This window comes from Streptomyces sp. NPDC040718 (assembly GCF_055593565.1).
In genome coordinates this window covers 516,301-540,500 of sequence record NZ_JBVIXO010000004.1, presented here as the reverse complement: position 1 = coordinate 540,500, position 24,200 = coordinate 516,301, and the positions used below count along the sequence as shown (strand labels likewise).

General features: G+C 73.8%; 22 protein-coding genes and 2 pseudogenes. 8 read left to right on the top strand and 16 right to left on the bottom strand.

From position 1 onward, the window contains the following. Window positions 1-15: 15 nt before the first annotated feature. On the bottom strand, window positions 16-1,458 hold the full coding sequence (locus tag ACZ597_RS14020) for an RNB domain-containing ribonuclease (RefSeq protein WP_471328775.1): 1,443 nt from the start codon (window positions 1,456-1,458) through the stop codon (window positions 16-18). 237 nt (window positions 1,459-1,695) lie between these two features. On the opposite strand from ACZ597_RS14020, the gene yaaA reads away from it, so the two are divergent. Next, complete coding sequence (gene yaaA, locus ACZ597_RS14015; protein WP_471328774.1) at window positions 1,696-2,496, top strand: peroxide stress protein YaaA; 801 nt, start codon at window positions 1,696-1,698, stop codon at window positions 2,494-2,496. A 56-nt stretch (window positions 2,497-2,552) separates the two neighbouring features. On the opposite strand, the gene ACZ597_RS14010 is transcribed toward yaaA, so the two are convergent. Both ACZ597_RS14010 and ACZ597_RS14005 read right to left on the bottom strand, forming a co-directional pair. Beyond that, a complete protein-coding gene (locus ACZ597_RS14010) occupies window positions 2,553-3,302 on the bottom strand; it encodes a bifunctional DNA primase/polymerase (RefSeq protein WP_471328772.1) in 750 nt (249 codons plus the stop codon). Window positions 3,303-3,452: 150 nt separating this feature from the next. Then, a complete protein-coding gene (locus ACZ597_RS14005) occupies window positions 3,453-4,079 on the bottom strand; it encodes a TetR/AcrR family transcriptional regulator (RefSeq protein ID WP_471328770.1) in 627 nt (208 codons plus the stop codon). Window positions 4,080-4,237: 158 nt separating this feature from the next. Here ACZ597_RS14005 and ddaH point away from each other — a divergent pair, with 158 nt between their 5' ends. Further along, a complete protein-coding gene (gene ddaH, locus ACZ597_RS14000; RefSeq protein WP_471328769.1) occupies window positions 4,238-5,047 on the top strand; it encodes a dimethylargininase in 810 nt (269 codons plus the stop codon). Window positions 5,048-5,050: 3 nt separating this feature from the next. Here ddaH and ACZ597_RS13995 read toward each other — a convergent pair whose 3' ends face one another. Both ACZ597_RS13995 and ACZ597_RS13990 read right to left on the bottom strand, forming a co-directional pair. Continuing rightward, complete coding sequence (locus ACZ597_RS13995; protein WP_471328767.1) at window positions 5,051-6,076, bottom strand: small ribosomal subunit Rsm22 family protein; 1,026 nt, start codon at window positions 6,074-6,076, stop codon at window positions 5,051-5,053. A 9-nt stretch (window positions 6,077-6,085) separates the two neighbouring features. Then, window positions 6,086-7,552, bottom strand: coding sequence for a multidrug effflux MFS transporter (locus ACZ597_RS13990; protein WP_471328765.1), 1,467 nt, complete (start codon window positions 7,550-7,552; stop codon window positions 6,086-6,088). A 108-nt stretch (window positions 7,553-7,660) separates the two neighbouring features. Between ACZ597_RS13990 and ACZ597_RS13985 the strand changes: the two genes are divergently transcribed. After that, window positions 7,661-8,422, top strand: a complete 762-nt coding sequence (locus ACZ597_RS13985; RefSeq protein WP_471328763.1) for an SDR family oxidoreductase — start codon at window positions 7,661-7,663, stop codon at window positions 8,420-8,422. Between the two features lie 85 nt (window positions 8,423-8,507). On the opposite strand, the gene efeU is transcribed toward ACZ597_RS13985, so the two are convergent. From efeU to ACZ597_RS13960, 5 genes and pseudogenes are all read right to left on the bottom strand, one after another. After that, on the bottom strand, window positions 8,508-9,368 hold the full coding sequence (efeU, locus tag ACZ597_RS13980) for an iron uptake transporter permease EfeU (RefSeq protein ID WP_471328761.1): 861 nt from the start codon (window positions 9,366-9,368) through the stop codon (window positions 8,508-8,510). Between the two features lie 22 nt (window positions 9,369-9,390). Further along, on the bottom strand, window positions 9,391-10,662 hold the full coding sequence (gene efeB / locus ACZ597_RS13975; RefSeq protein WP_471328759.1) for an iron uptake transporter deferrochelatase/peroxidase subunit: 1,272 nt from the start codon (window positions 10,660-10,662) through the stop codon (window positions 9,391-9,393). Window positions 10,663-10,693: 31 nt separating this feature from the next. Beyond that, complete coding sequence (gene efeO, locus ACZ597_RS13970; RefSeq protein WP_471328758.1) at window positions 10,694-11,845, bottom strand: iron uptake system protein EfeO; 1,152 nt, start codon at window positions 11,843-11,845, stop codon at window positions 10,694-10,696. Between the two features lie 175 nt (window positions 11,846-12,020). After that, a pseudogene (locus ACZ597_RS13965) lies at window positions 12,021-12,904 on the bottom strand (ATP-binding cassette domain-containing protein). Window positions 12,905-12,933: 29 nt separating this feature from the next. Next, window positions 12,934-13,376, bottom strand: a pseudogene (locus tag ACZ597_RS13960) (FecCD family ABC transporter permease); the annotation flags it as partial. Window positions 13,377-13,430: 54 nt separating this feature from the next. Here ACZ597_RS13960 and ACZ597_RS13955 point away from each other — a divergent pair. Beyond that, window positions 13,431-14,081, top strand: coding sequence for a PhzF family phenazine biosynthesis protein (locus tag ACZ597_RS13955; protein ID WP_471328756.1), 651 nt, complete (start codon window positions 13,431-13,433; stop codon window positions 14,079-14,081). Window positions 14,082-14,154: 73 nt separating this feature from the next. Here the strand turns inward: ACZ597_RS13955 and ACZ597_RS13950 are convergent, their stop codons facing one another. Beyond that, window positions 14,155-14,802 (bottom strand): biliverdin-producing heme oxygenase, encoded by a 648-nt coding sequence (locus ACZ597_RS13950; protein ID WP_471328754.1) that lies wholly within the window; start codon window positions 14,800-14,802, stop codon window positions 14,155-14,157. Window positions 14,803-14,958: 156 nt separating this feature from the next. After that, window positions 14,959-15,816: a type I methionyl aminopeptidase gene (map, locus tag ACZ597_RS13945; RefSeq protein ID WP_471328752.1), complete on the bottom strand. Its 858-nt coding sequence runs from the start codon at window positions 15,814-15,816 to the stop codon at window positions 14,959-14,961. Window positions 15,817-15,924: 108 nt separating this feature from the next. On the opposite strand from map, the gene ACZ597_RS13940 reads away from it, so the two are divergent. Continuing rightward, the gene (locus ACZ597_RS13940) at window positions 15,925-16,164 is read left to right on the top strand and encodes a hypothetical protein (RefSeq protein WP_470975548.1); all 240 of its coding nucleotides are present in this window, start codon (window positions 15,925-15,927) and stop codon (window positions 16,162-16,164) included. Between the two features lie 48 nt (window positions 16,165-16,212). On the opposite strand, the gene ACZ597_RS13935 is transcribed toward ACZ597_RS13940, so the two are convergent. Next, window positions 16,213-16,818 (bottom strand): hypothetical protein, encoded by a 606-nt coding sequence (locus tag ACZ597_RS13935; RefSeq protein ID WP_471328751.1) that lies wholly within the window; start codon window positions 16,816-16,818, stop codon window positions 16,213-16,215. Between the two features lie 72 nt (window positions 16,819-16,890). Here ACZ597_RS13935 and npdG point away from each other — a divergent pair, with 72 nt between their 5' ends. Then, window positions 16,891-17,595 (top strand): NADPH-dependent F420 reductase, encoded by a 705-nt coding sequence (gene npdG, locus ACZ597_RS13930; protein WP_471328749.1) that lies wholly within the window; start codon window positions 16,891-16,893, stop codon window positions 17,593-17,595. A gap of 102 nt (window positions 17,596-17,697) precedes the next feature. Then, the gene (locus ACZ597_RS13925) at window positions 17,698-17,880 is read left to right on the top strand and encodes a hypothetical protein (RefSeq protein ID WP_470975542.1); all 183 of its coding nucleotides are present in this window, start codon (window positions 17,698-17,700) and stop codon (window positions 17,878-17,880) included. Between the two features lie 4 nt (window positions 17,881-17,884). Here the strand turns inward: ACZ597_RS13925 and ACZ597_RS13920 are convergent, their stop codons facing one another. After that, window positions 17,885-18,688, bottom strand: coding sequence for a site-2 protease family protein (locus ACZ597_RS13920; protein WP_471328748.1), 804 nt, complete (start codon window positions 18,686-18,688; stop codon window positions 17,885-17,887). Window positions 18,689-18,750: 62 nt separating this feature from the next. On the opposite strand from ACZ597_RS13920, the gene ACZ597_RS13915 reads away from it, so the two are divergent. Then, window positions 18,751-22,251 (top strand): AfsR/SARP family transcriptional regulator, encoded by a 3,501-nt coding sequence (locus ACZ597_RS13915; protein ID WP_471328746.1) that lies wholly within the window; start codon window positions 18,751-18,753, stop codon window positions 22,249-22,251. Window positions 22,252-22,315: 64 nt separating this feature from the next. Here the strand turns inward: ACZ597_RS13915 and ACZ597_RS13910 are convergent, their stop codons facing one another. Further along, the gene (locus ACZ597_RS13910; RefSeq protein WP_471328744.1) at window positions 22,316-23,164 is read right to left on the bottom strand and encodes an ABC transporter permease; all 849 of its coding nucleotides are present in this window, start codon (window positions 23,162-23,164) and stop codon (window positions 22,316-22,318) included. Then, complete coding sequence (locus ACZ597_RS13905) at window positions 23,161-24,183, bottom strand: ATP-binding cassette domain-containing protein (RefSeq protein ID WP_471328743.1); 1,023 nt, start codon at window positions 24,181-24,183, stop codon at window positions 23,161-23,163. Before ACZ597_RS13905 ends, ACZ597_RS13910 begins: the two co-directional genes overlap by 4 nt. Window positions 24,184-24,200: the final 17 nt, after the last annotated feature.

The window sequence follows — 24,200 nt, the reverse complement described above, 5'->3', positions numbered from 1 at the left end:
GCCCGCCCGGAGGCGCTACGCCGGCGCGAAGAGGATCTTCGCGGCGCCCGGGTCGGCCTGGGTCAGCCGGACCCGGATCCGCTCCCCGAGCGGCAGCCGCGCCGACGCCGACTCGACCCGTCCCACCACGGCCGGTTCCTCCAGGTGGACGGTCCCGACCTTCGGCTCCTGCTCCTTGACGTCGATGACCGTCGCCTCGAAGGTCTCCCCGACGCGGTCCTTGAGCAGCGCCGCCTCCACCAGGTCCACGCACTCCCGCTCGACCGAGTTGGCCAGCCGCGTGCCCTCCGCCATCTCGTGCGGCAGCGCCTCCAGCGCCTCGACCGCCCACGCCGGCGGCTCCGCCCCCGCCGCCGCCGCCACGCACAGCTCGCCGGCGTAGCGGTCGGCGAGCCGGCGCAGCGGGGCGGTGCAGTGCGCGTACGGGGCGGCGACCGCCGCGTGCAGGGCGGGGTCCGGGATCCGGCCGCCGGTGAAGACCGTGTAGCCGGCGCCCCGGAGCAGGGCCGTGCACTCCTGGAGGAACGCGGCGTGCGCCGGGACGCGCGGGTCGAGGGAGCGGACCAGCGCCGCGTACGGCACGTGGTGCGGCCAGTCGATCCGCAGGGCCTTCGCCGCCCGGCGCAGCCGGCCGACCGCACCGTCCGGGGCGGCGGGGAGGGTGCGCAGGATGCCGGTGCCGGAGGCGAGCATCAGCTCGGCGGCCGCCATGCCGGTCATGAGCGAGACCTGGGCGTTCCAGCCGTCGGCCGGGAGCGGGGCCCGGTAGGCCAGGCTGTACGAGCCGTCGCGCTCGACGACCTCCTGCTCGGGGACGTTCAGGGAGATGCCGCCGCGCTCGGCCTCCAGGGCCTCGCGCAGGGTGCCGATGTCCTTCAGCAGCGCCAGGGAGGGTTCGGCGGTGCCGGTGTCGATGGCCTTCTGCACGCCGTCGTAGTCGAGTTTGGCCCGGCTGCGCACCAGCGCCCGGTGGACGTCGGTGGTCTCGACCCGGCCGTCGGAGTCCAGGTCGAGGCGCCACACCAGGGCCGGGCGGGTCCGGTCGGGCAGCAGGCTCGCCGCGTCCTCGGAGAGCACGGCCGGGTGCAGGGGCACCTTCCCGTCCGGGAAGTAGAGGGTGGTCACCCGGCGGTGGGCCTCGGCGTCGAGGGCTCCGCCCGGGCCGACGAAGGCGGCGGCGTCGGCGATGGCGTAGTGCACGCGGTAGCCGCCGGAGGACCGTTTCGCCAGGTGCATGGCCTGGTCGAGGTCCACGGACGTCGGCGGGTCGATCGTGAAGAAGGGGAGGCCGGTCATGTCCTCGGACGGCAGCCGGGGAGCGGCCGCCGCCCGCTCGGCCTCGGCGAGCACCTCGGCCGGGAAGGTCCCGGGCACGCCCAGTCGTTTCCGCAGGTCACCCAGTGCGGCGCGCAGGACCGCCCCGTCGGCTCCGGCCATGTGCATGTGGCGGCGTGGCATGGACCGAGCGTAGGCCGAGTCCGGCGGTTCCGCGCGGGCCGCGGAAGGCGCCGCGCGGCGGAACGCGGCGGGGAAGGGGTTCCGTGCGACGGCGTGAAACCGGCCGCGGTCCGCCCCCCGGCCCCCACCGGCCGGGGGCGCGGCCGTGGCCGGTCGCCCGTGACCGGGCCGCGGCGGGCCGTCTACCCTGGCTCGGGGGCCGCATCCCCTGCGCCGCTCGTCTGAAGGAGAACCACCGTGCTCGTGCTGCTGCCGCCCTCCGAGGGAAAGGCCGCCGGCGGCTCCGGCGCACCGCTCGCCCCCGCGTCCCTGTCGCTGCCGGGCCTGGCCCCCGCGCGGGCGGCCGTGCTGGAGGAGCTCGTCGAGCTGTGCGCGGGGGACGAGCTGAAGGCGCGCGAGGTGCTCGGGCTCAGCGAGGGCCTGCGCGGTGAGGTCGCGAAGAACGCCGCCCTGCGCTCGGCACCGGCCCGCCCGGCCGGGGAGATCTACACCGGTGTGCTCTACGACGCCCTGGACCTGGCGGGGCTGCCGGCGCCCGCGCGGGAGCTGGCCGAGCGGACGCTGCTCGTGTTCTCCGGGCTGTGGGGCGCGGTGCGGGTGACGGACCGCATCCCCTCCTACCGCTGCTCGATGGGGGTCAAGCTGCCGGCGCTGGGCGCGCTGGGCGCGTACTGGCGCACGCCGATGGCCGAGGTGATGCCGCAGGCGGCGGGGGACGGGCTGGTGCTGGACCTGCGCTCGTCGGCGTACGCGTCCGCGTGGAAGCCGAAGGGCGGGACGGCGGGCCGGACCGCCACGGTGCGGGTGCTGCACTCGCAGGTGGTGGACGGGGTGGAGAAGCGGTCGGTGGTGAGCCACTTCAACAAGGCCACCAAGGGCCGACTGGTACGCGACCTGCTGCTCGCCGGGGCCGTCCCGGCGTCCCCGGCGGAGCTGGTGACGGCCCTGCGGGACCTGGGCTACGCGGTGGAGGCGGAGGCCCCGGCGAAGCCGGCGAAGGCCTGGTCCCTCGACGTGGTCGTCACCCAGATCCACTGACCTTCCTGACGCGCCGCGCGAGCGGTGCGTCAGGAAGGCCGGCGAACGGACAGGACCTAGCGGCCCGGGGGCCAGGCCGCGGCGGCCGGGGTCTGGTCCAGCGCGCCCGCGTACTGGGCGCAGGCGTCCGTCAGGGTTTCCAGGAGGGTCAGCGGGTCCGGGAGCGGGTGGCGGACGTCGCGCAGCCAGGTCACCGAGTGGTCGCCCGGGAGGGCCGCCGGGGGGAGCAGGACGTAGCTGCCGCGGCAGTGCCAGCGCAGGCCGGGGTGTTCGTCCATCGTCTCGGGGTGGCAGTCCAGTTCGCAGGGCCACCATTCGTCCTCGTCCTCCGGCGTGCCGCGGGTCGCCGTGAAGAAGAGCATCCGGGCCTGGTCGCCGGTGCCGCCGGACTCGGCGACGGGGCCGACCTCGATGCCGGCGGCCAGCAGGCGTTCCAGCGCGCTGCGGCCGGCCTCCAGGGGGACGTCCAGGACGTCGTGCACCATGCCGGTGGCGGTGATGAAGTTGGCCTGGGGCTGGTTGCGGGCCCAACGCTCGACCTGCGCGCGGTCGGTGGTCGACTGGGTCTGCCAGGCGAAGGAGACGGGGTGCCGGGCGGGCGTGGGACAGCCGATGCGGTCGCACGAACACCGGTACCCCGAGGGATGGGCGGCGGGGGCGAGGGGGAGTCCGGCGGCGGCGACGGCGAGCAGGAGGGCTTCGCGCTCCTTGCCGGGGTCCTCGGGGGCGGGTTTCGAGCGGCGGCGCAGCCACTGGGAAATCCTGCTCTGCTCGCCGCGTTTGACGCGGCCGGACTCAGACCCCATCTATCCCCTCACCTCACCGTTGCCCCGGCAGACCATTCCATGGTCCCACCATCGGGAGCGCCGGGTGACCGCACCCCCCGAACGGACTCCCCGATCGAGATCCCCACATAAGCACACAATCGGGCCATATGGTTCTCGGCCATGCCGGTGTCACCGGCTCTGCGGCCGCCCGGCGGTGACGTATCCCACGCCGGCCAGCACCCCGTCCACCAGCGCGTCCGCGAACCCGTGCGTCAGCGGCGCGGTCCGCATCAGCCACCGGTACGTCAGCGGCCCCAGCAGCATCTCCACCGTCAGCCGCAGATCGGTGTCCGCCGGGAGCTGCCCCGCCTCCCGGGCCGCCCGCAACCGGGCCTCGTACAGCGCGAGCTGCGGCTCCAGCAGCCGTTCCGTGAACCGGGCCCCCAGCTCCGGGTCGGTCGCGCCGGCCGCGGTCAGGGCGCGCGCGGGTGCCTCGTACAGGGCGTCGGCGAACTCGTCCACCGTGGCCCGCAGTACGGCCTTCAGGTCCGCCGCGAGGTCCCCGGTGTCCGGGAAGCCGGTCCAGCCGCCCTCCGCGCCGGCCTCCCCGGCCAGCGCCAGCGAGGCGTCCAGCAGCACTTCGGCCTTCGAGGACCACCAGCGGTAGATCGTCTGCTTGCCGACTCCCGCACGGGCAGCGATGGCCTCGATCGTCAGCTTGTTGTAGCCGACCTCGCCGACCAGCACGAGGGAGGCGTCGAGGATGGCGCGCCGGGAGCGGTCGCTGCGCCGGGTGGCATCGGGGGTTCTGGTCACCGCCCCAACGTATCAAGCCGGTCCGAGACGTCTCGTCTTCCGGCCGTTGTGGTAATTCACCCGATCAGTTCACTGCGCGGTCACCCCCGAGGAGAGACGATTCTCTCGACACACGCACAGCACCGTGAGTCCGTAGTCGTAGTCGTGAGGAGCCTTCTTTGCGCAGAGACGCCACACCCCGGCGCTACCTGATGTGCCCACCCGCACACTTCAAGGTCACGTACTCCATCAACCCGTGGATGGACCCCACGAAACCGGTGGACCTGCCTCTCGCACTCGCCCAGTGGGAAGACCTGAGGGACCGCTACCTCTCCCTCGGGCACACCGTCGAGACCCTCGTCCCCGATCCCGGCCTGCCCGACATGGTCTTCGCCGCGAACGGCGCCCTCGTCGTCGACGGCCGGGTGCTCGGCGCCCGCTTCGCCTATCCGGAACGCGCCGCCGAGGCGGAGATCCACCTCGACTGGTTCCGCGCGCACGGCTACGAGGACGTCCACGAGCCCTCGCACGTCAACGAGGGCGAGGGGGACTTCGCCGTCACCGCCACCTACATCCTGGCCGGCCGGGGCTTCCGCTCCAGCCCGCTCTCGCACGACGAGGCCCAGGAGTTCTTCGGCCGCCCCGTCATCGGCCTCGACCTGGTGGACCCGCGCTACTACCACCTGGACACGGCCCTCTGCGTCCTCGACGGCGACGAGATCATGTACCACCCGCCGGCCTTCTCCCCGGGCAGCCGGGCCGTGCTGCGCAGGCTGTTCCCGGACGCCCTGGTCGTGGAGGACGAGGACGCGGCGGCCTTCGGCCTGAACTCGGTCTCCGACGGGCGGCACGTACTGCTCCCGCAGGGCGCGACCGGGCTGCTGGCCCCGCTGCGCGACCGGGGGTTCGAGCCGGTCCCGATGGACCTGGGCGAGCTGCTCAAGGGCGGCGGCAGCGTGAAGTGCTGCACCCAGGAGCTGCGGCCCTAGCGGCTACTCGCCGTCGCCGTCACCTTCGGCGGAGGCGGGCGGCCAGGCGTCGCCCCACTCGGCGTCCCGGGCCGCCTTGTAGAGGCCGCCGTGGCGCTTGGTGACGGTGGCCCGGGACAGCCCCGCCTCCTCGGGACCGCACAGGTCCAGCAGGACCAGCCCCTTCCGGATCTGCGGCCTGCGCGTGATCCGGGAGGGGACCGGCGCCACCGGGAACCGTGTCGCGGCGACGTAGCTGAACTTCTCGTCCTCGTACGGCAGGGACCCGCCCTTGACCTTCCGGTGCAGGGAGGAGCGGCTGACCCGCGCCGAGAAGTGGCACCAGTCCTGCCCGACCCCGATGGGGCAGGCCCCGTCGTGCGGGCACGGCGCCGCCAGCGTCATCCCGGCCGCGACCAGCTGCTCGCGGGCCTCGCGGATGCGCAGGTACCCCTGGGGCGTGCCCGGCTCGACGAACACCACGGCCTGTCCGGCGCGGGCCGCCTCGGCGACGACCGCCGTGCGGGCCTCCCCGGTCAGTTCGCCCAGTACGTACGACACGGTCACCAGGTCGGCGTCCGGCAGGCTGATCCCGCTCCCGATGACGGCCCGGCGCCACTCCGCCGCGCGCAGCACCCCGGACGCGGAGCGGCCCGCCAGCTCCTTGCCGAGTGCCAGCGCCGGCTCCGCCCAGTCCAGCACCGTCGTCGCGCGCGGTCCGTCCCAGGTGGCGTCGACCGCCCAGGTCGCGGCGCCCGTGCCGCCGCCCACGTCCACGTGCGAGCCCGGCGTCCAGTCCGGCGCCGCCTCGGCCAGCCCGTCCAGGGCGGACCGTACGGCTTCGAAGGTGGCCGGCATCCGGTACGCCGCGTACGCCGCCACGTCGGAGCGGTCGCGCAGGACGGGGGCGTCGGTGGGGGTGGCCCCCCGGTAGTTGGCGATCAGGCGCTCGACGGCGGCCGAGGCCTGCTTCGGCGGGAGCCCGTCGAGCAGCCCGGCGAGCGCGCTGCGGAGGGTTTCGGCGTTGGTGGGGGCGGGTGCGGCGTTCACCCGGGAAGTTTACGGCGCCCCGGCACCCGCCCCGGGTGCCGCCGGTGCGCCCGGCGCACCAGCGGGCACGGCCATGGGCTCCCGCGTCCGCCAGGGCCGGCACATCCCGAGGAAGCAGGCCACCGCCAGCAGCGAGCAGGCGACCTGTACGAGCGCCATCGGCACCGCCGTGTCCTCGCCCGCGATCCCGACCAGCGGCGAGGCGACCGCGCCGACCAGGAAGGAGGAGGTGCCCAGCAGCGCGGCCGCCGATCCGGCGGCGTGCGGGGTGCGCATGAGGGCCTGCGCGTTGGTGTTCGGCAGGACCAGGCCCATCGCCGACATCAGCACGAACAGCGCGGCGGCGACGGGCGGCAGCCCGGCCTTCCCGAACACCCCGGTGGACATGAGCAGCAGGGCGACGGAGGCGCCGGTGATGACGGCGAGCCCGGTGGCCAGGGCCTTGTCGAGGCTGACCCGGCCCACCAGCAGCTTGCCGTTGATCTGGCCGACGACGATCAGCCCGACGGAGTTCAGGCCGAACAGCAGGCTGAAGGCCTGCGGGGAGGCCCCGTAGATCTCCTGCACGACGAAGGGCGAGGCGGATATGTAGGAGAAGAGCACCGCGAAGGCGAAACCGCCCGCCAGGGTGTAGCCGGCGAAGACCCGGTCGCCGAGCAGCCCCCGCATGGTCCGCAGCGCGGCGCCCACCCCGCCGGTGTGGCGCCGCTCGGGCGGCAGCGTCTCGCCGAGGCTGCGCCACACGACGAGGGTGAGCGCGAGGCCGACGGCGGTGAGGACGACGAAGACCCCGCGCCAGTCGGCGAAGCGGAGCACCTGGCCGCCGATCAGCGGGGCGATGATCGGGGCGGTGCCGGATATCAGCATCAGGGTGGAGAAGAAGCGGGCCATCTCGACGCCCTCGTAGAGGTCGCGCACGACGGCCCGGGCGATCACGATGGCGGCCGCGCCGGCCAGGCCCTGGAGCAGCCGGAAGGCGATGAGCAGTTCGGCGCTCGGGGCGAGGGCGCAGATGGCCGTGGCGAGGACGTAGACGGCCATGCCGGTCAGCAGCGGCCGGCGGCGGCCCCATTTGTCGCTCATCGGGCCGATGACCAGCTGTCCGAGGGCCATGCCGGCGAGGCAGGAGGTGAGGGTGAGCTGGACGGTCGCGGCGGGGCTGTGCAGGGCGGCGGTGACCTCGGGCAGGGCCGGGAGGTACATGTCCATGGACAGCGGGGGGAGGGCGGTGAGGCCGCCCAGGATGAAGGTGACCAGCAGGCCGGTGCGGCGCGCGGCCGTCAGGGGGGTGGTGCCGGGGGCCTCCCCGGACGCCGCGGCGCGCGAGGGCTCGGGGGACGGGCCGTGCGGTGTTTCGGTGGCCGGACGGGGTGCCGGAACGGGCGGAGGACCGGGCGAAGGGCTGGGCGGAGGACCGGGCGACGCGTGGGGCGACGGCCCGGGTGACGGGGCCGTGGAGGGGCAGCTCTCCGACATGCGGAACTCCAGTCTTTTGATCTGTTTTATGCACCCCCGACCGACCCATGCTCTCAGCTGCCGGAACGTCCCGGGCCGCTTGTCCGCTGTGACGTACTCTGCGGCCCCATGAGCGCACCCGCGAAGAAGATCGCTGTAGTGACCGGAGCCGGATCCGGGATCGGCCGGTCCGTGGCCCTGGCCCTGGCCGGCGCCGGCTGGTCGGTGGCCGTGGCCGGGCGGCGGCCCGGGCCCCTGGAGGAGACGGCCGCCGCGGCCGGAGCGGGCGCGGACGTGCTGCCCGTACCGGCCGACGTCAGCGACCCCCTGGATGTCGCCGCGCTGTTCGGGACGGTACGCGACCGGTACGGGCGGCTCGACCTGCTCTTCAACAACGCCGGCACCTTCGGCCCCGCCGGGGTCCCGCTGGAGGACATCGGCTACGAGGCCTGGCGCCAGGTCGTCGACGTCAACCTGACCGGTTCCTTCCTCTGCGCCCAGGCGGCGTTCCGCGTGATGAAGGAGCAGGACCCGCAGGGCGGCCGGATCATCAACAACGGCTCCATCTCCGCACACGTCCCGCGCCCGAACTCCGTCGCCTACACGGCGACCAAGCACGCCATGACCGGCCTGACGAAGTCCCTGTCGCTCGACGGGCGCCGGTACCGGATCGCCTGCGGCCAGATCGACATCGGCAACGCGGCCACCGAGATGACCGAGCGCATGCAGACCGGCATCCTCCAGGCGAACGGGCAGCTGGCGGTGGAGCCGGTGATGGACGCCGCCGACGTGGCCCGCACCGTGCTGCACATGGCGGAGCTCCCGCTGGAGGCCAACGTCCAGTTCGCGACGGTGATGGCCACCGCGATGCCGTACATCGGACGCGGCTGAGCGGGACCCTGGTTCTCGGAGCCGCCACCGCGCCCGGCCGCCTCCCCCCGGGGGGAAGGCGGCCGGGCCGTATCCGTGGGACCGGTCAGTCCTTGGCGGGACCGCTCGCCGACGCCGCCGGAGCCGGAGCCTGCGCCGGAGTGCGCAGCCGGGCCGGGAGGAGGAACAGGGTCAGCACGACCGCCAGGTACAGCGACCACACCACCAGCTGGTAGACGGTCGGGTCCGGCTGGAAGTTGAAGACGCCCTTCAGCAGCACCCCGTACCAGCTGTCCGGCGCGATCACCGAGCTGATGTCGAAGGCCTTGTCGTTCAGGCCGCCGAGGAAGCCGGCCTCCTGGAGGTCGTGGACCCCGTACGCGAGCACGCCCGCGGCCACGATCACCAGCATTCCGCCGGTCCACTTGAAGAACTTCGCCAGGTTGATCTTCAGTGCGCCCCGGTAGAACAGCCAGCCGAGGACGATGGCGGTCGCGATGCCCAGCAGTACGCCGATCAGCGGGGCCGAGGAGCCCTCGCCGCTCGCGCGCACTGACGCCCACACGAACAGCGCCGTCTCCAGGCCCTCTCGGCCCACCGCCAGGAAGGCGGTGGCGACGAGCGCGCCGGTTCCCATGGCGAGCGCCGAGTCGAGCTTCCCGTGCAGCTCGGCCTTCAGGTGCCGCGCGGTGCGCTTCATCCAGAAGACCATCCACGTCACCAGGCCCACCGAGATGATCGACAGGCTGCCGCCGAGCAGCTCCTGCGCCTCGAAGGTCAGCTCCTGCGTGCCGAACTCCAGCAGCGCGCCGAAGGTGAGCGAGAGCCCGCAGGCGATCCCGATGCCGAGCCAGACCGGACGCAGGGCGGCCCGGTTGCCGGTCTTGACCAGGTACGCGACGAGGATGCAGACGACCAGGCTGGCCTCCAGCCCCTCGCGCAGGCCGATCAGATAGTTGCCGAACACGGCTTTTCCTCTCCGGCGGGGACTACGCGAACAGGGACCGGCCCCACCAGTCGTCCTTGTCGCGGACGCCCGGCGGGACGGCGAAGATCGCCGAACCCACGTGCTGGATGTACTCGTTCAGGACGTCCGCCTTCGCCAGCCGGCGCTGGATCGGGATGAAGCCCTTGCGGACGTCGCGCTGGTAGGCCAGGAAGAACAGGCCCGCGTCGAGGCGGCCCAGGCCGTCCGTGCCGTCCGTGAAGGAGTAGCCGCGACGCAGGATGGTCGCCCCGTCGTTGGTGTCGGGGTGCGCGAGGCGGACGTGCGCCTCCGGCTTCATCGCCTTCAGGAACGGCTCGTCGCGCTCCTTGGACTTGCCCACGGGGGCACCCTCGCCCTTGTCGCGGCCGAAGATGTCCTCCTGCTCCTGCAGGGGGGTGCGGTCCCAGATCTCGATGTTCATCCGGATGCGCCGGGCGACCAGGTAGGAGCCGCCGGTCAGCCAGTCGCTGCCGTCGCCCGCGCCGACCCACACGTGCTTGTCCAGGGCGGGCTTGTCGGTGCCGGAGATGTTCCGGGTGCCGTCCTTGAAGCCCATCATGTTGCGCGGGGTCTGCTCCTCGGGCGTGGTCGAGGAGGTCTTGCCGAAGCCGAGCTGCGACCAGCGGACGACGACCTTGCCGAAGCCGATGCGGGCGAGCTGGCGGATGGCGTGCACGGCGACCTGCGGGTCGTCGGCGCAGGCCTGGACGCACAGGTCGCCGCCGGAGCGGGCCTGGTCCAGGTTGTCGCCGGGGAAGAGCTCCAGGTCCACCAGGGCCTCGGGGCGCTTGCCCTCCAGGCCGAAGCGGTCCTTGGCGAACAGGCCCGGGCCGAAGCCGATGGTCAGGGTGAGGCGGGAGGGCTTGAGGCCGAGGGCCTCGCCCGTGTCGGTGGGCGGGGCCTCGGGCGCGCCCTCGAAGACGTCGCCGACGGGCAGGCCGGCCGTCATCAGCCGGGCCGCGGCCGTCCACTCCTTGAGGAGCGCGACCAGCTCGTCGCGGCTCTTCGTCTTCACGTCGAAGGCCGCGAAGTGCAGCCGGTCCTGGACGGCGCTCGCGATGCCGGCCTGGTGCTCGCCGTGGAAGGGCACCGCCGCCCCGGCGGAGGCCGCCGGGGAGATGTCCGATCCGCCGCCGAACGCGGCGACCGCGCCGCCGGCGGCGGCCGCGCCGACCGCCAGCCCCGCTCCGCCCCAGCCGAGCACGGCTCGGCGCGAGGGCGCTGCGACGGCGCCCTCGGCGCCGGTGGTCTCTTCCGACACCTCGTCGGTCATGGTGGTTCTCCCGCCTCTGCCTGGTCCCGGACTACTTGACGACCGCGGCGGCCAGCTTGGAGAGCGGCTCGCCCAGCGCGCTGACGGCGTCCGAGAGCTCCTTGCGCTCGGCCTCGCCGACCTTGTCGTACGAGGTGAACTCGTAGGTGTTCTTGTCGGCGCGGTACTTGTCCAGGAGGGTGTTCATCGCGGCGAACTGGGTGTCCAGCTGCTTGGCGAGCTCCGGGTCGTTCTTGGCGGTGACCGCCTTGAGGAGCTCGTAGGACTTCTGGGCGCCCTCGATGTTGGCCTTGAAGTCGACCAGGTCGGTGTGGCTGTAGCGCTCTTCCTCGCCCGTCACCTTGCCGGTGGCGACCTCGTCGAGCAGCTCCTTGGCACCGTTGGCCATGGAGGTGGGGGTGATCTCCGCCTGGCCGACCTTCTTCTGCCATTCGGTGAGGTCGGTGATCAGGGTGTCGGCGAGCTTCTTGTCGTTGTCGTCGATCTTGTTGTCCTGGAAGAGGGACTTCTCCAGGCGGTGCCAGCCGGTCCAGTCCTTGGCCGGGTCCTGGCCGGCCTCCAGGCCGTCCTCGCGGACGTCGACCTTCGGGTCGATGTCGCCGAAGGACTCGGCGACGGGCTCGGTGCGCTCCCAGCCGATGCGGGAGGGGGCGTAGGCCTTCTTCGCGGCTTCCAGGTCGCCGGCCTTGACGGCGTCGGCGAAGACCTTGGCCTTCGGCAGGGTCTCGTCGGCCTGCTCCTGGACGTACTTGCGGTACGCGGCGACCGCGGCGTCCAGCTCGGGGCTGCGCTTCTCGGTGCCGCCCTTGCCGGTGGCCTTGACCCGGGTGCGGATGCCGTCGCCCTTCATGCCGGGCTTGCAGGCGAAGGCGTAGTCGCCCGCCTTGATCTCGGCGGTGATGGTGGCCTTGGTGCCGGGGCCGATGTTCTCGCGCTCGGCGACGATCCGGTCGTCCGGGAAGAGCACGTAGAGCTCGGTGACCTTGGAGCCCTTGTTCTCGACCTCGATGGTGACCTTGCCGGCCGGGAACTCGTTCTTCGAGACCTCGCAGGCGCTGTCGGTCGCGTTCACGTGGATCGCGCCGGAGCCGCCCTTGTCGCTCTTCTCGGCGCAGCCGGTGACTGCGGTGAGCGCGGCGACGGCTGCGGCCGCGGTGAGGACGGTGAGGCGGGCGGGGCGCATGTGGGCTCCTGGCAGGGGTGAAGGCTGGGGAAGGGCTGGTGAGGCGGACCTAACTTAACCGAGGCTTACCTGACCGATACCCAGTCGTCCAGTGATTCAGCTCTCACCTTCCGGCCCGGGACACAAGCCCGTCACGGCCCCTCCATGACGGGCTCAAGCGAGGGTCAAGCGCGAGTCAAGTCCCCGTCCGGATTCCGTGCGCCACCGGAGTTACCGTCCGGTTCGATCCCTTGTGCCGCTTGGCCGGGAGGCTGATCCGGAACCCCTCCCTCCCGTACCGGTTCACCAGCGGGGCGCCTGTCCGGGGTGCGCCGGCACCTCCACCGGCTGCCGGTAGACCCGGCTCAGGAGCCCGCCCTCGAACACCTCCGCCGGGGGCCCGGCCGCCGCGACGCGGCCGCCGTGCAGGACCGCCGCCCGGTCGGCGTACGCCGCCGCCAGCCCCAGGTCGTGCGGGACCACGGCCACCGCGTCCCCGGCCGCCGCCCGCTCCCGGCAGATCCGCAGCACCAGCTCCTGGCGGCGCAGGTCCAGGGCCGCCGTCGGCTCGTCGAGCAGCAGCAGCGGGGCCCGCCGGGCCAGTACGCGGGCCGGCGCGACCCGGGCCCGCTCGCCGCCGGAGAGATCCGGGAAGGGCCGATCGGCGAAACGGGTGACCTCGGTGGCGGCCGTCGCCTCCGCCACCGCCTCCTCGTCGGAGTCCGCGAGCCCGGTCCCCGCCCACGGGGCGCGGCCCGTCCGGGACCACCTCCGCGACGGGGAAGGGGAAGGACAGCGCGGCCGACCGGGGGAGCACCGAGCGGCGCAGGGCCGGCTCGGCGGCGCTCCAGCCGTCCACCGGTCGCCCGTCGATCCGCACGGTGCCGGAGGGGCCCGGCAGGTCGGCGGCGAGCGTGGCCGGCAGGGTGGAACTTCCCGGCGCCGTTAGGCCCGACCAGGGCCGGCACCCCGCCCGCCCGGGCGCTCAGGTCGATCCCGGCGAGCACCTCCCGCTCCCCGAGCGACGCGCAGCCCGACGGCCTCCGCGACGGCGGCCCCGGGCGCGGGGCGCGCGGGCACGGCGCGCCGGCCGCGTGAAAGGAACCTCGTGCCCGGCCCCCCTGCCCCCGACGGGTGCGGCGCAGCAGCCAGAAGGAGAACGGGCTGCCGATCAGCGCCGTCAGCACACCGAGCGGCAGCTCGGCCGGCTGCGCCACCGTACGGGCGGCCAGGTCGCCCCGGCCAGGACCACGGCCCCGGCCAGCGCGCTGCCGGGCACCAGGAAACGGTGGCCGGGGCCGTTCGCCATCCGCAGCAGGTGCGGGGCCGGCAGGCCCACGAAGGCGATCACCCCGGCGACGGCCGCGGCGGTCGCCGTCAGCAGGGCCACGACCAGGATCAGGGCCGGGCGCAGCCGCTCCACGTCGATCCCGAGGTGGCGGGCCGGCCGCTCGCCGGTGGCGAGCAGGTCGAGCCCGCGGGCGTGGAAGGGGGCGGCGGGCAGTCCCGCGAGCGCGCAGGGCGGCACCGCGAGCACCTGGGGGGCCGCCGCCGGACGGTCCTCGGCTGACGTAGCCCGGACGCGGCGGCGTGCTTGAATGCCAGCGTGAACGATCTAGACGTGATCAGGGTCTTCTGCGCGGGTGACGGCCGCTTCGGCAACCTGCTCGGAGTCGTCCGCGACGGCCGCACCTGCCCGGACGACGCCTCCCGGCAGGCGCTCGCCGCCGAACTGGGCTACAGCGAGACGGTGTTCGTCGACGACCCCGAGCGCGGGGTCGTCGACATCCGCACCCCCGGCACTCGGATGTCCTTCGCCGGACACCCGCTGGTCGGGGTCGCCTGGCTGCTGGACATCGAGGAGCTCCAGCCGCCCGTCGGGTCCGTATGGGCGCGCGACGACGGGGAGTTCACCTGGATCACCGCCCGCCCCGAGTGGGTCACCGGCAAGCGCACCGAGCAGTACGCCACCCCGGCCGAGGTCGACGCCCTGCCCGCCCCGCCGCCCGGCGAGGGCTGGCTGTACGCGTGGGCCTGGGAGGACGAGACCGCGGGCCGGATCCGAGCCCGGGGCTTCCCGCGCCGCCCGGACGGGGCCATCACCGAGGACGAGGCCACCGGCTCGGCGGCGATCCTCCTCACCGCCGAGCTGAACCGCGCCCTGAACATCACCCAGGGCGCCGGCTCCCAGATCCTCACCGCCCCGGGCCCCGACGGCACGATCGAGATCGGCGGCCGCGTCCGCTTCGCCTCGTGACGACGGAAGGGGGCCGGGCGCGTGCGTCCGCACCCGCCCGGCCCCACCGTCCTGGAACCGCCCGGCCGGCGGCCTACGCGGTCAGCGGGAACTCCGCGCCCAGCTCGCGGAAGACCGCCCCGTTGAAGTCGAAGGCCCGCTTGCACTCGTCGATGATGCGCTGCTTCTCCAGGTCGTCCGCGGCGATCGCGTCCAGCAGCTCCCGGTAGCCCCGCTTGAAGGCGGCCGGGTTGGAGATGTCCGCGAAGACGTAGAACCGCACGCCGTCGCCCTTGCGCTCGAAGCCCCAGGTGCGCTCCGCCTTGTCCCGGATGATCTGGCCCCCGGAGAGGTCGCCCAGGTAGCGCGTGTAGTGGTGGGCCACGTACCCGCCCGGCCAGGAGGCGGCGCACTCCGCGACCCGGGCCGCGTACGCCTCCGTCGCCGGCAGCGCGCTGACCGCGTCGCGCCAGCCGGGGCCCAGCAGGTGCGCCAGGTCCCGCTCGATCTCGGCGACGCGCATCAGCTCGGGCTGTATGAAGGGGCCCGCCACCGGGTCGTCCCGCAGGAACTCGGCGCCGTCCTCCAGCGCCCGGTACACGAACCACAGCTGCTCGGTGTAGCGGGTGTACGCGTCCACGCCGAGCCGCCCGCCGAGCAGGTCGCTCATGAAGGAGGAGGTCTCGGCTTCGGTGTGCTGCTCGTGCGAGGCGACACGGATGACCGTGGAGAACGCGTCCAAGACTGACCTCCGGAGGAGAGGGGCGGGCCGTGGCGGCACGCTGCCGCCACGCCCGATCCTCCTGCTTAGGCTTACCTAAGTCAATGTGTTCCCGACGCGTTGTCGGTAAAAACCCTCCGGGCGGCAAAAACATGTCGCCGGGGCCCGCTGCCGCCGCTACGGCAGGGTCAGGATCTCCGTGCCGCTGTCCGTCACCACCAGCGTGTGCTCGAACTGCGCCGTGCGCTTGCGGTCCTTCGTGACGACCGTCCAGCCGTCCTCCCACATGTCGTACTCGTGGGTGCCCAGCGTCAGCATCGGCTCGATGGTGAAGGTCATGCCGGGCTCGATGACGGTCGTGGCGTGCGGGCTGTCGTAGTGCGGGATGATCAGGCCGGAGTGGAAGGACGAGTTGATGCCGTGCCCGGTGAAGTCCCGGACCACCCCGTACCCGAAGCGCTTCGCGTACGACTCGATGACGCGCCCGATGACGTTGATCTGGCGGCCGGGCTTGACCGCCTTGATCGCCCGGTTCAGGGCCTCCCGGGTGCGCTCGACCAGCAGCCGCGACTCCTCGTCCACCTCGCCGCACAGGTAGGTGGCGTTGTTGTCGCCGTGCACCCCGCCGATGTAGGCGGTCACGTCGAGGTTCACGATGTCGCCGTCCTTCAGGACGGTCGAGTCCGGGATCCCGTGGCAGATGACCTCGTTGAGCGAGGAGCACAGGGACTTCGGGAACCCCCGGTAGCCGAGCGTCGAGGGGTAGGCGCCGTGGTCGCACATGTACTCGTGCGCGACCCGGTCCAGCTCGTCGGTGGTCACCCCCGGCGCGATGTGCTTCGCCGCCTCCTCCATCGCCTGCGCGGCGATCCGGCCGGCGATGCGCATGGCCTCGATCGTCTCGGCCGACTGCACCTCCGGTCCGGTGTACGGAGTGGGCGCGGGCTTGCCCACGTACTCGGGCCGGCGGATGTTTCCGGGAACGGAACGGACGGGAGAGAGCTCGCCTGGTACGAGCAGCGACTGGCCAGACATGCAAGCGAGTGTATCCAGCGGCGATGGGGCAGCATGGCGACGAGGAGCGGCATCGAACGGTATCGAGCGGCGGTGCCGGGAGACCGTCCCGGAAGGAGTCCGAAGGCGATGGCCCTGTTCAAGAAGCGTCAGGTGGGGAAACCGGGCGAGTGGTACTACTGCCTGGTCCACCAGAAGGTGGAGGAGGGCCCCGAGTGCCCGGCCAAGGACCGCTTCGGCCCGTACACCACGCGCGAGGAGGCCGCCCACGCCATGGAGACGGCGCAGGAGCGCAACCTCGAATGGCAGAACGACCCCAAGTGGAACGACAAGACCCGCGAGGAGGAGGAAGGCGGCGCCACTCCCTGACGCCCCTCCCCGAAGCCGCTCCCTGACGCGGCTCCCCGGACGCGCGGCCTACCAGCGGCTGGGCGGCGGGGCGGTCAGCTGGTCGGCCAGCCGTGCCAGCCGGTCCCGCAGCCGCCGCGTGCCCCGCCGCTCCGGCGGGCCGTTCTCCCCGGCCGCCGCGCTGACCAGGTGCTGCACGGTGTCCAGATCCAGTTCGGAGCCGGCGGCGGGCACCGACAGGGCGTCGTGGGCGAGGGCGGTCAGGTCCGGGTCCCCGCCGTCCAGGGACAGTACGGTCGCCCCCGCGCGCCGGGCGTCGTGCACCCGCTCCAGCAGACCCCCGCCGGGCCGCTCCGGAGCCACCACCAGCAGCGTGTGCCCGCGCCGGGCGGCCTCCAGCCGGCCCAGCCCGACCGACAGGTGCGGCGGCTCACCCGGCCGCACGCGGTGGCGCACCAGCGTCGGCGCCAGCTCCGGCTGACCGGACCAGGCGGCCTCGTCCACCAGGTGCGCCGCCAGGTGCCAGGGCTCGTACTGCTCGGTGCCCACCAGGAGCAGGCTGCCGCCGGAAGGTGCCACCGACCGCCGCAGCGAGCCGGCGAAGCGCCGGGCCTCGTCCGGCCACCGCGTCCCGGCGAGCACCTCGCGCAGCAGCGCCACCCTCACGGCATCCATGCGGCATCCATGGCCGCATCCTGCACCATCGGACCCTCCTCGTCCGGCCTACCCGGCAGTACGCTCGCCAGCATGACTTCCTCAGACAGCACGCAGAAGCCGCCGGCGAAGGACCCCTGGGACCTCCCCGACGTCTCCGGCCTCGTCGTCGGCGTCCTCGGCGGCACCGGCGACCAGGGCCGCGGCCTCGCCTACCGCCTCGCCCGCGCGGGCCAGAAGGTGATCATCGGCTCCCGTGCCGCGGACCGCGCCGAGGCCGCCGCCGCGGAGCTCGGCCTCGGCGTCGAGGGCGCCGACAACGCCGAATGCGCCCGCCGCAGCGACATCGTGATCATCGCGGTGCCGTGGGAGGGCCACGCCAAGACCCTCGAAGCGCTGCGCGAGGACCTCGCGGGCAAGCTCGTCGTGGACTGCGTGAACCCCCTCGGCTTCGACAAGCAGGGCGCCTACGCCCTCCAGGTCGAAGAGGGCAGCGCCGCCCAGCAGGCCGCCGCCCTGCTCCCCGACTCCCGCGTCACCGCCGCCTTCCACCACCTCTCCGCCGTCCTCCTCCAGGACGCCTCGGTCGAGGAGATCGACACCGACGTGATGGTCCTCGGCGAGTCCCGCGCCGACACCGACCTCGTCCAGGCCCTCGCGGCCCGCATCCCCGGCATGCGCGGCGTCTTCGCGGGCCGCCTGCGGGGCGCCCACCAGGTCGAGGCGATGGTGGCCAACCTCATCTCCACCAACCGCCGCTACAAGGCCCACGCCGGCCTCCGCCTCACCGACGTGTGACCCCGCCACCCCCCGGGCCCCGCACCGGCGGCGGGGCCCGGACGGGATGGGGGACACTGGAGGGGTTCGACCCCCTTCCGTGTCGCCGAGGAGCTGTTCCGGATGCCCCGCCTTGCCGTGTTCGCCGTTGTCGTCTGCGTCCTTGCCGTGGCCGCGGCCGTGGTCGCCTTCGTGGAGGGCAGTTTCCTCGGGATCGTGTGGGTGCTGCTGGCCGGCGTCACGTCCAACATGGCGTGGTTCTACATCCGCAAGGCCAAGGCCGAGAAGCAGCAGCGGGCGGCGTAGCGGCCTAGTCCTGCGGGGCCGTGCAGAAGAACCCCTCGGAGCCCTGCCAGAAGCGGTACAGGTCGCGGCCGCAGTAGGTCTCCAGGTCCGAAACGCCCAGCGCGCGCAGGATGCCGCGCACCGCGTCGAAGAAGACGGCGTTCACCTCCGGGATCCACAGCAGCGCGAACACCCCGATCAGCGCGAACGGCGCCAGCGGGGCCAGCTCGCGGCGGACGCGGTGGGACAGCCACGGCTCGATCACCCCGTAGCCGTCCAGGCCCGGAACCGGCAGGAAGTTCAGGATCGCCGCCGAGACCTGGAGCAGCGCGAGGAACGCCAGCGCGAAGCGGAAGGGCAGCGGTACCCCGTCGAGGGCGCCCAGCCAGAACGGGGCCGTGCAGACGACGGCGAAGGCCACGTTCGTCAGCGGGCCCGCCGCCGAGACCAGGCTGTGCTTCCAGCGGCCCCGGATCCGGTCGTGCTCGATGTACACCGCCCCGCCGGGCAGGCCCAGCCCGCCCAGGACCACGAAGACCACCGGCAGCACGATGCTGAGCAGCGGGTGCGTGTACTTCAGCGGGTTCAGGGTCAGGTAGCCCTTCGCGCCGACCGTGATGTCGCCGCCGTGCAGTGCGGTGCGGGCGTGCGCGTACTCGTGCAGGCACAGCGAGACCACCCACGCCGACGTGACGAAGAGGAACACGGCCAGCCCCCGGCTCGCCGCGTAGTCCGTCCACACCGCCCAGCCGGTCACCGCCATGACGGCGACGATGCCGAGGAACACGGAACTGATCTGCCGCTCGCCGCGGACGCCCTGATGACCCATGCGGCGAAACCTATCCCGGGCTCCGCGCCACCGGGGGTGCGGGGGCCGGAGAGAATGGCCCGGTGCGTTACGCGATTCTCGGCACCGCCCAGGCCATCCGCGACGACGGGAACCCCGTCGCCGTCGGCGGAGCACGCCTGCGCGCGCTCCTGACCGCCCTCGCCCTGCGCCCCGGCCGCGCGGTCCCGGTCGGGCTGCTGGTCGCCGAGGTGTGGGACGCCGACCCGCCCGCGGACGCCGTCGCCGCGCTCCAGGCGCTGGTGGGGCGGCTGCGGCGGGCGCTGGGGCACGCGGCCGTGCGGTCCGTGGAGGGCGGCTACCAGCTGGAGGCGGAGCGGGAGGACGTGGACCTGTACCGCTTCGAACGGCTCGCGCGCTCCGCCGCGGCCGACCCGGACCCGGCCCGGGCGGCGGCCCTGTACGACGAGGCGCTCGCGCTGTGGCGGGGCCCCGCGCTGGCCTCCCTCCCGGATCACGCGGCCGAGTCCGCGCGCTGGGAAGCCGTACGCATGGACGCGCGCCGGGGCCGCCTGGGCGCGGCGCTGGCGCTGGGCGAGGCGGAACAGGCCCTGCCGGAGCTGACCGAGCTGTGCGCGCGGCAGCCCCTGGACGAGTCCCTGCAGGTGCTGCGGATCCGGGCCCTGCGTGCGGCGGGCCGCCCGGCGCAGGCGCTGGCCGCGTACGAGGCCGTCCGTCAGGACCTCGCCGCCCGCCTCGGCGCCGACCCGGGCCCGGCCCTGCGCGCCCTCCACTCGGAACTCCTCTCCCCACCGGCCCCCACCCCGCCCCCCGGTCCTGCGGCCCCCACCCCGCCTGACCCCGGGCCCGCGGGCCCCACCCCGCCCGGGCCCGGGCCCGCCGCCCGGCCCCTGGCCGACCGGCCCGCCGACCCCGCGCCTGCCGGGCACGAGGCCCCCGGCGCAGCCCAGCCCGTCGCCCGGCCCCCGGCCGACCGGCCGACCGGCCCCGCCGGGCACGGGCACCCCGCCGCCCCCGCGGCCCCGGCCCCCGTCCCCGGGAACCTGCGGGCGCGGCTCACCACCTTCGTCGGGCGGGAGGAGGACATCCGCGTCATCGGCGGCGACCTCGCCCGGGCCCGGCTCGTCACGCTGCTCGGCCCCGGCGGGGCCGGGAAGACGCGGCTCTCGCAGGAGGCCGCCGAGACCCACGCCCGCGCCGCGGGCGACGGCTGGCCCGACGGGGTGTGGTTCGTCGAACTGGCGCCCGTGGAGGATCCCGAGGACGTCCCCGAGGCGGTCCTCGCCGCGCTCGGCGCCCGCGAGACCAAGCTGCGCGGCGCCGCCGCCGAGGAACTGCGCGCACTGACCGACCGGGGCGGGGACGACCCCCTCGACCGGCTCGCCGAGCACTGCTCCCGCCGCAGGCTCCTGCTGCTCCTGGACAACTGCGAGCACGTCATCGGCGCCGCCGCCGAACTCGCCGAACGCCTCCTCACCCACTGCCCCGGCGTCCGGATCCTCGCCACCAGCCGGGAACCCCTCGGCGTGCCGGGGGAGTTCCTGCGCCCCGTGGAACCGCTGCCGGACCCCGTCGCGCTGCGGCTCCTCGGCGACCGCGGGGCCGCGGCCCGGGCCGGGTTCACCGTCGCCGCGGACCCGGCCGCCGCGGCCGAGATCTGCCGCCGCCTGGACGGTCTGCCGCTCGCCATCGAGCTGGCCGCCGCCCGGCTGCGGCTGCTCACCCCGCGCCAGATCGCCGACCGGCTCGACGACCGCTTCCGCCTCCTGACCGGCGGCGCCCGCACCGTCCTGCCCCGGCAGCAGACCCTGCGCGCCGTCGTCGACTGGTCCTGGGACCTGCTGGACGCGCCGGAACGGGCCGTCCTCCGGCGGCTGTCCGTCTTCGCGGGCGGCTGCGACCTGGAGGCCGCCGAAGCCGTCTGCGCGGCCCCGGACGCGGACCCGGGGACCGAGGACGCCGTCGACGTCGCCGACGCCATGGCCACCCTGGTCGACAAGTCCCTCGTCGTGGCCGCGCCCGGCCCCGCGGGCGACATGCGCTACCGCCTCCTGGAGACCGTCGGCGAGTACGCCGCCGAGCGCCTCGCCGCGGCCGGCCGCGACCGCGCGGCCACCGAGCGGCGCCACCTCGTCCACTACCGCGAACTCGCCCGAACCACCGAGCCCCTGCTCCGCGGCCACGGCCAGCGCGCGGCCGCCGACCGGATCGCCACCGAGTACGAGAACCTCCGCACCGCCCTGCGCCGGGCCGTCGCCGCCCGCGACGTCGGCGAAGTGCTCTGCCTCGTCCACGCGCTGGGCTGGTACTGGCACATGCTGGACCTGCGCGCCGAGTCCCGGCACTGGTCCGACGCCGCCGCCGAACTCGGCCCCGACCCCTTCCGGGCCCCCCACACCCCCGCCGAGCCCGTCTACGAACGGCTCGTCGACTCGCCCCCGCCCTACTCGGGCGAGGTGCTCGCCGAGGGCTGGCGCGCCCTGTACCTCGTACGGCTGGCCGCCCGGGACCAGACGAACACCGACTGGGACACCCCGGAGGTCCGCGAGCAGGTGGCCGGGGTGCTCGCCACCTACCGGCCCGGCCTCCCGCAGACCTGCCGCACCCCGGCCTCCCTGTGGATCTACGCCGTGATGATCGCGGGGAACGCGGGCCTGCTCAAGCGGGTCGTCGACGCCACGATCGACACCGCCCGCGAACTCGGCTACCGCTGGGAGCTCGCCTCCGGCCTCCAGCTGCGGGCCAACATCCTCGCCAACCGGGCCGACTGGGCCGGCGACGCCTCCCGCGACGCGGACGAGAGCCTGGCCCTCTTCCGCGAGCTCGGCGACGACTGGGGCTGCGCCGAGGCCCTGTCGGCCCGCGCCGAATCCCGGGAGAAGCGCGGGGACTACGAACTGTCCGCCCAGGACTACCTCGCGGCGATCGAGTACGCCGAACGTCTCGGCGCCAAGGCGCAGGTGACGGTGCTGCGCGTGCGGATGGCCGGCTCCCTCGCCGAGAGCGGCCGGACCGAGGAGGCCGAGCGCATCCTCACCGAGAGCCTCACCACCGTGCAGCGGTTCGGCAACGAGGCCATGCCCGCCGCGCGGATGTTCCTCGCCGGGGTCTACGGCCGCACCGGCCGGATCCCCGAGGCCCGCGAACAGGTCCGGCTGCTGCGCGAGGAGTTCGCCCTCGGCGCGTTCGCCGTCTTCGACGTGTTCCTGCACGCCACGACGGCCTGGCTGGACAACCGGGAGGGCAAGCACGAGGAGGCCCTGCAACTGGCCCGCGAGGCCGCGGGGGCCGTCCGGCACCCGCTGGCGATGATGGTCGCCCCGCACATGCCGGCCCTCTACCTGCTGACGGCCGCGGTGGCCCGGATCGGCCTCGGCGGCCCGGCGCAGGCGTACGAGGGCGCGCGGCTGATCGGCGCCTACCGCGCCCACCTGCCGGCCGGGCACGTCCCGGTCTCCTCGGAACGCGAGGACGCCGCCCGCGCCGAGGAATCGGCGCGGGCGGCGCTGGGCGACACGGCGTACGAGGCGGCGTACGCCGAAGGCGGCGGCCTCTCCCTGGAGGAGGCCACCGCCCTCATCTGATCCGGCCGGCTCCCCCGCGCGGTGCCGTCCGGGACGCGATCCGGACGGACCGGCCGGCCCGGGATCAGGTCTTCTGGCGGAACTTGCGGACCGCGATCGGCATGGTGACGGCCGTGATGGCGACCGACCAGGCCAGGGTGATCCACACGGAGTTCCCCAGCGGGGTGCCGTTGATCAGGCCGCGGGCCGCGTCGGCCAGGTTGGACAGCGGGTTGAGGTCGGTGAAGTTCTGCAGCCAGCCGGGCATCGTGGTGGGCGGCGCGAAGATCGAGCTGCCGAACTGGAGCGGCATCAGGACGAGCATCGCCATGCCCTGGACCGCCTGGGCGGTCTTCAGGGTGAGCCCGAGCAGGATGAAGATCCACATCAGCGAGGCGCCGAAGACGGCCGACAGCCCGATGGCGAGGAGCAGGTCCAGCACCGAGGACTTGATGGACAGGCCCAGGACGAAGCCCACCGTGAGCAGGATCGCGATGGCGACCATCATCCGGCCGAGCTCGACCACGATCTTCGCGATGAGGACCGAGGAGCGGGCGATGGGCATGGACCGGAAGCGGTCCATCACGCCCTTCTTGAAGTCGTCGTTGACGCCGGTGCCGACACCCATCGCGATGTTCATGCCCATCATCGCCATCAGGCCCGGGACGACGTAGTTGACGTACTCGCCCTGGTTGCCCTTGCCGGAGATCGCGCCGCCGAAGACGAACACGAACAGCAGAGTGAAGATGATCGGCATGAACAGGACGTCGAACATCGACTCCGGGTCCTGCTTGATCTGGAGGACGTTGCGCCGGACCAGGGCGCCGATGTGGCGCAGGTTGGCCCGCAGGCCGATCCGGCCCTCGGAGGGCACCGGGGAGGCGGCCGGGGCGGCCGCGGTGGTGCGGGGCTTCGTCGTGGTTACGGTGCTCATGCCGCGACCTCCTGATCCGTCTCGTTCCGATGGGCGGGTACGGCGTCCTCGGCCGTCGCCGGCTTCTGGCCGGTGATGGACAGGAACACCTCGTCCAGGCTGGGCAGGTACGTGCCGATGTCGGCGATCGCGTAGCCGCAGGCGGCCAGCAGCCCGACCACGGCGGTCAGCTGCTCGTCGCTGAGGATCGGGACCAGCAGCACGCCCTCGTCCGGCACGGCCTGGGAGCCGGCGATGCCGTCCAGACCGGTCTCCGCCAGCGCGCGGGCCATGCCCGGCAGGTCGGACGGGTCCACCGGGCGGATCCGCAGGGTGCGGCCGCCGACGCGGGCCTTCAGCTCGTCCACCTTGCCCTTGGCGATGACCTTGCCGCGGTCGATGACCGTCAGCTCGCTCGCGAGCTGCTCGGCCTCCTCCATGTACTGGGTGGTGAGCAGGACGGTGACGCCCTCGGCGACCATCCGCTGCACCTCGTCCCACACCTCGTTGCGGGTACGGGGGTCCAGGCCGGTGGTCGGCTCGTCCAGGTAGAGCACCGCCGGGCGGCCGATCATCGAGGCGGCCAGGTCGAGCCGGCGGCGCATGCCGCCGGAGTAGTTCATCGCCGCCTTCTTCGCGGCCTCCGTGAGGGAGAACCGCTCCAGCAGCTCGTCCGCGCGGACCCGGGCGTCCTTGCGGGACAGGTCCAGCAGCCGGCCGATCATGTAGAGGTTCTCCCGGCCGGAGAGCTTCTCGTCGACCGAGGCGTACTGGCCGGTCAGGCCGATCTTGCGGCGCAGCTGCCGGGGCTGGCGGACCACGTCGTAGCCGGCGACCGTGGCGGTGCCCGCGTCGGGGACGATCAGGGTGGAGAGGCAGCGGACCAGGGTGGTCTTGCCGGCGCCGTTCGGGCCGAGGACACCGAGCACGGTGCCTTCGCGGACGTCCAGGTCGACCCCGTCCAGGGCCTTGGTGTCGCCGTAGTGCTTGACCAGCCCCCGCACTTCCACGGCGTGGGAGTTCTTGTCGTTTCGCGTCATGTCCACCATGGGACCAG

Coding starts and splice junctions, on each gene's coding strand:
- ACZ597_RS14020 (WP_471328775.1), bottom strand. CDS start 1,458: ATGCCACGCCGCCACATGCACATGGCCGGAGCCGACGGGGCGGTCCTG.
- ACZ597_RS14010 (WP_471328772.1), bottom strand. CDS start 3,302: ATGGGGTCTGAGTCCGGCCGCGTCAAACGCGGCGAGCAGAGCAGGATT.
- ACZ597_RS13990 (WP_471328765.1), bottom strand. CDS start 7,552: ATGTCGGAGAGCTGCCCCTCCACGGCCCCGTCACCCGGGCCGTCGCCC.
- ACZ597_RS13985 (WP_471328763.1), top strand. CDS start 7,661: ATGAGCGCACCCGCGAAGAAGATCGCTGTAGTGACCGGAGCCGGATCC.
- efeB (WP_471328759.1), bottom strand. CDS start 10,662: ATGACCGACGAGGTGTCGGAAGAGACCACCGGCGCCGAGGGCGCCGTC.
- efeO (WP_471328758.1), bottom strand. CDS start 11,845: ATGCGCCCCGCCCGCCTCACCGTCCTCACCGCGGCCGCAGCCGTCGCC.
- map (WP_471328752.1), bottom strand. CDS start 15,816: ATGTCTGGCCAGTCGCTGCTCGTACCAGGCGAGCTCTCTCCCGTCCGT.
- ACZ597_RS13940 (WP_470975548.1), top strand. CDS start 15,925: ATGGCCCTGTTCAAGAAGCGTCAGGTGGGGAAACCGGGCGAGTGGTAC.
- ACZ597_RS13935 (WP_471328751.1), bottom strand. CDS start 16,818: ATGGATGCCGTGAGGGTGGCGCTGCTGCGCGAGGTGCTCGCCGGGACG.
- npdG (WP_471328749.1), top strand. CDS start 16,891: ATGACTTCCTCAGACAGCACGCAGAAGCCGCCGGCGAAGGACCCCTGG.
- ACZ597_RS13925 (WP_470975542.1), top strand. CDS start 17,698: ATGCCCCGCCTTGCCGTGTTCGCCGTTGTCGTCTGCGTCCTTGCCGTG.
- ACZ597_RS13920 (WP_471328748.1), bottom strand. CDS start 18,688: ATGGGTCATCAGGGCGTCCGCGGCGAGCGGCAGATCAGTTCCGTGTTC.
- ACZ597_RS13910 (WP_471328744.1), bottom strand. CDS start 23,164: ATGAGCACCGTAACCACGACGAAGCCCCGCACCACCGCGGCCGCCCCG.
- ACZ597_RS13905 (WP_471328743.1), bottom strand. CDS start 24,183: ATGACGCGAAACGACAAGAACTCCCACGCCGTGGAAGTGCGGGGGCTG.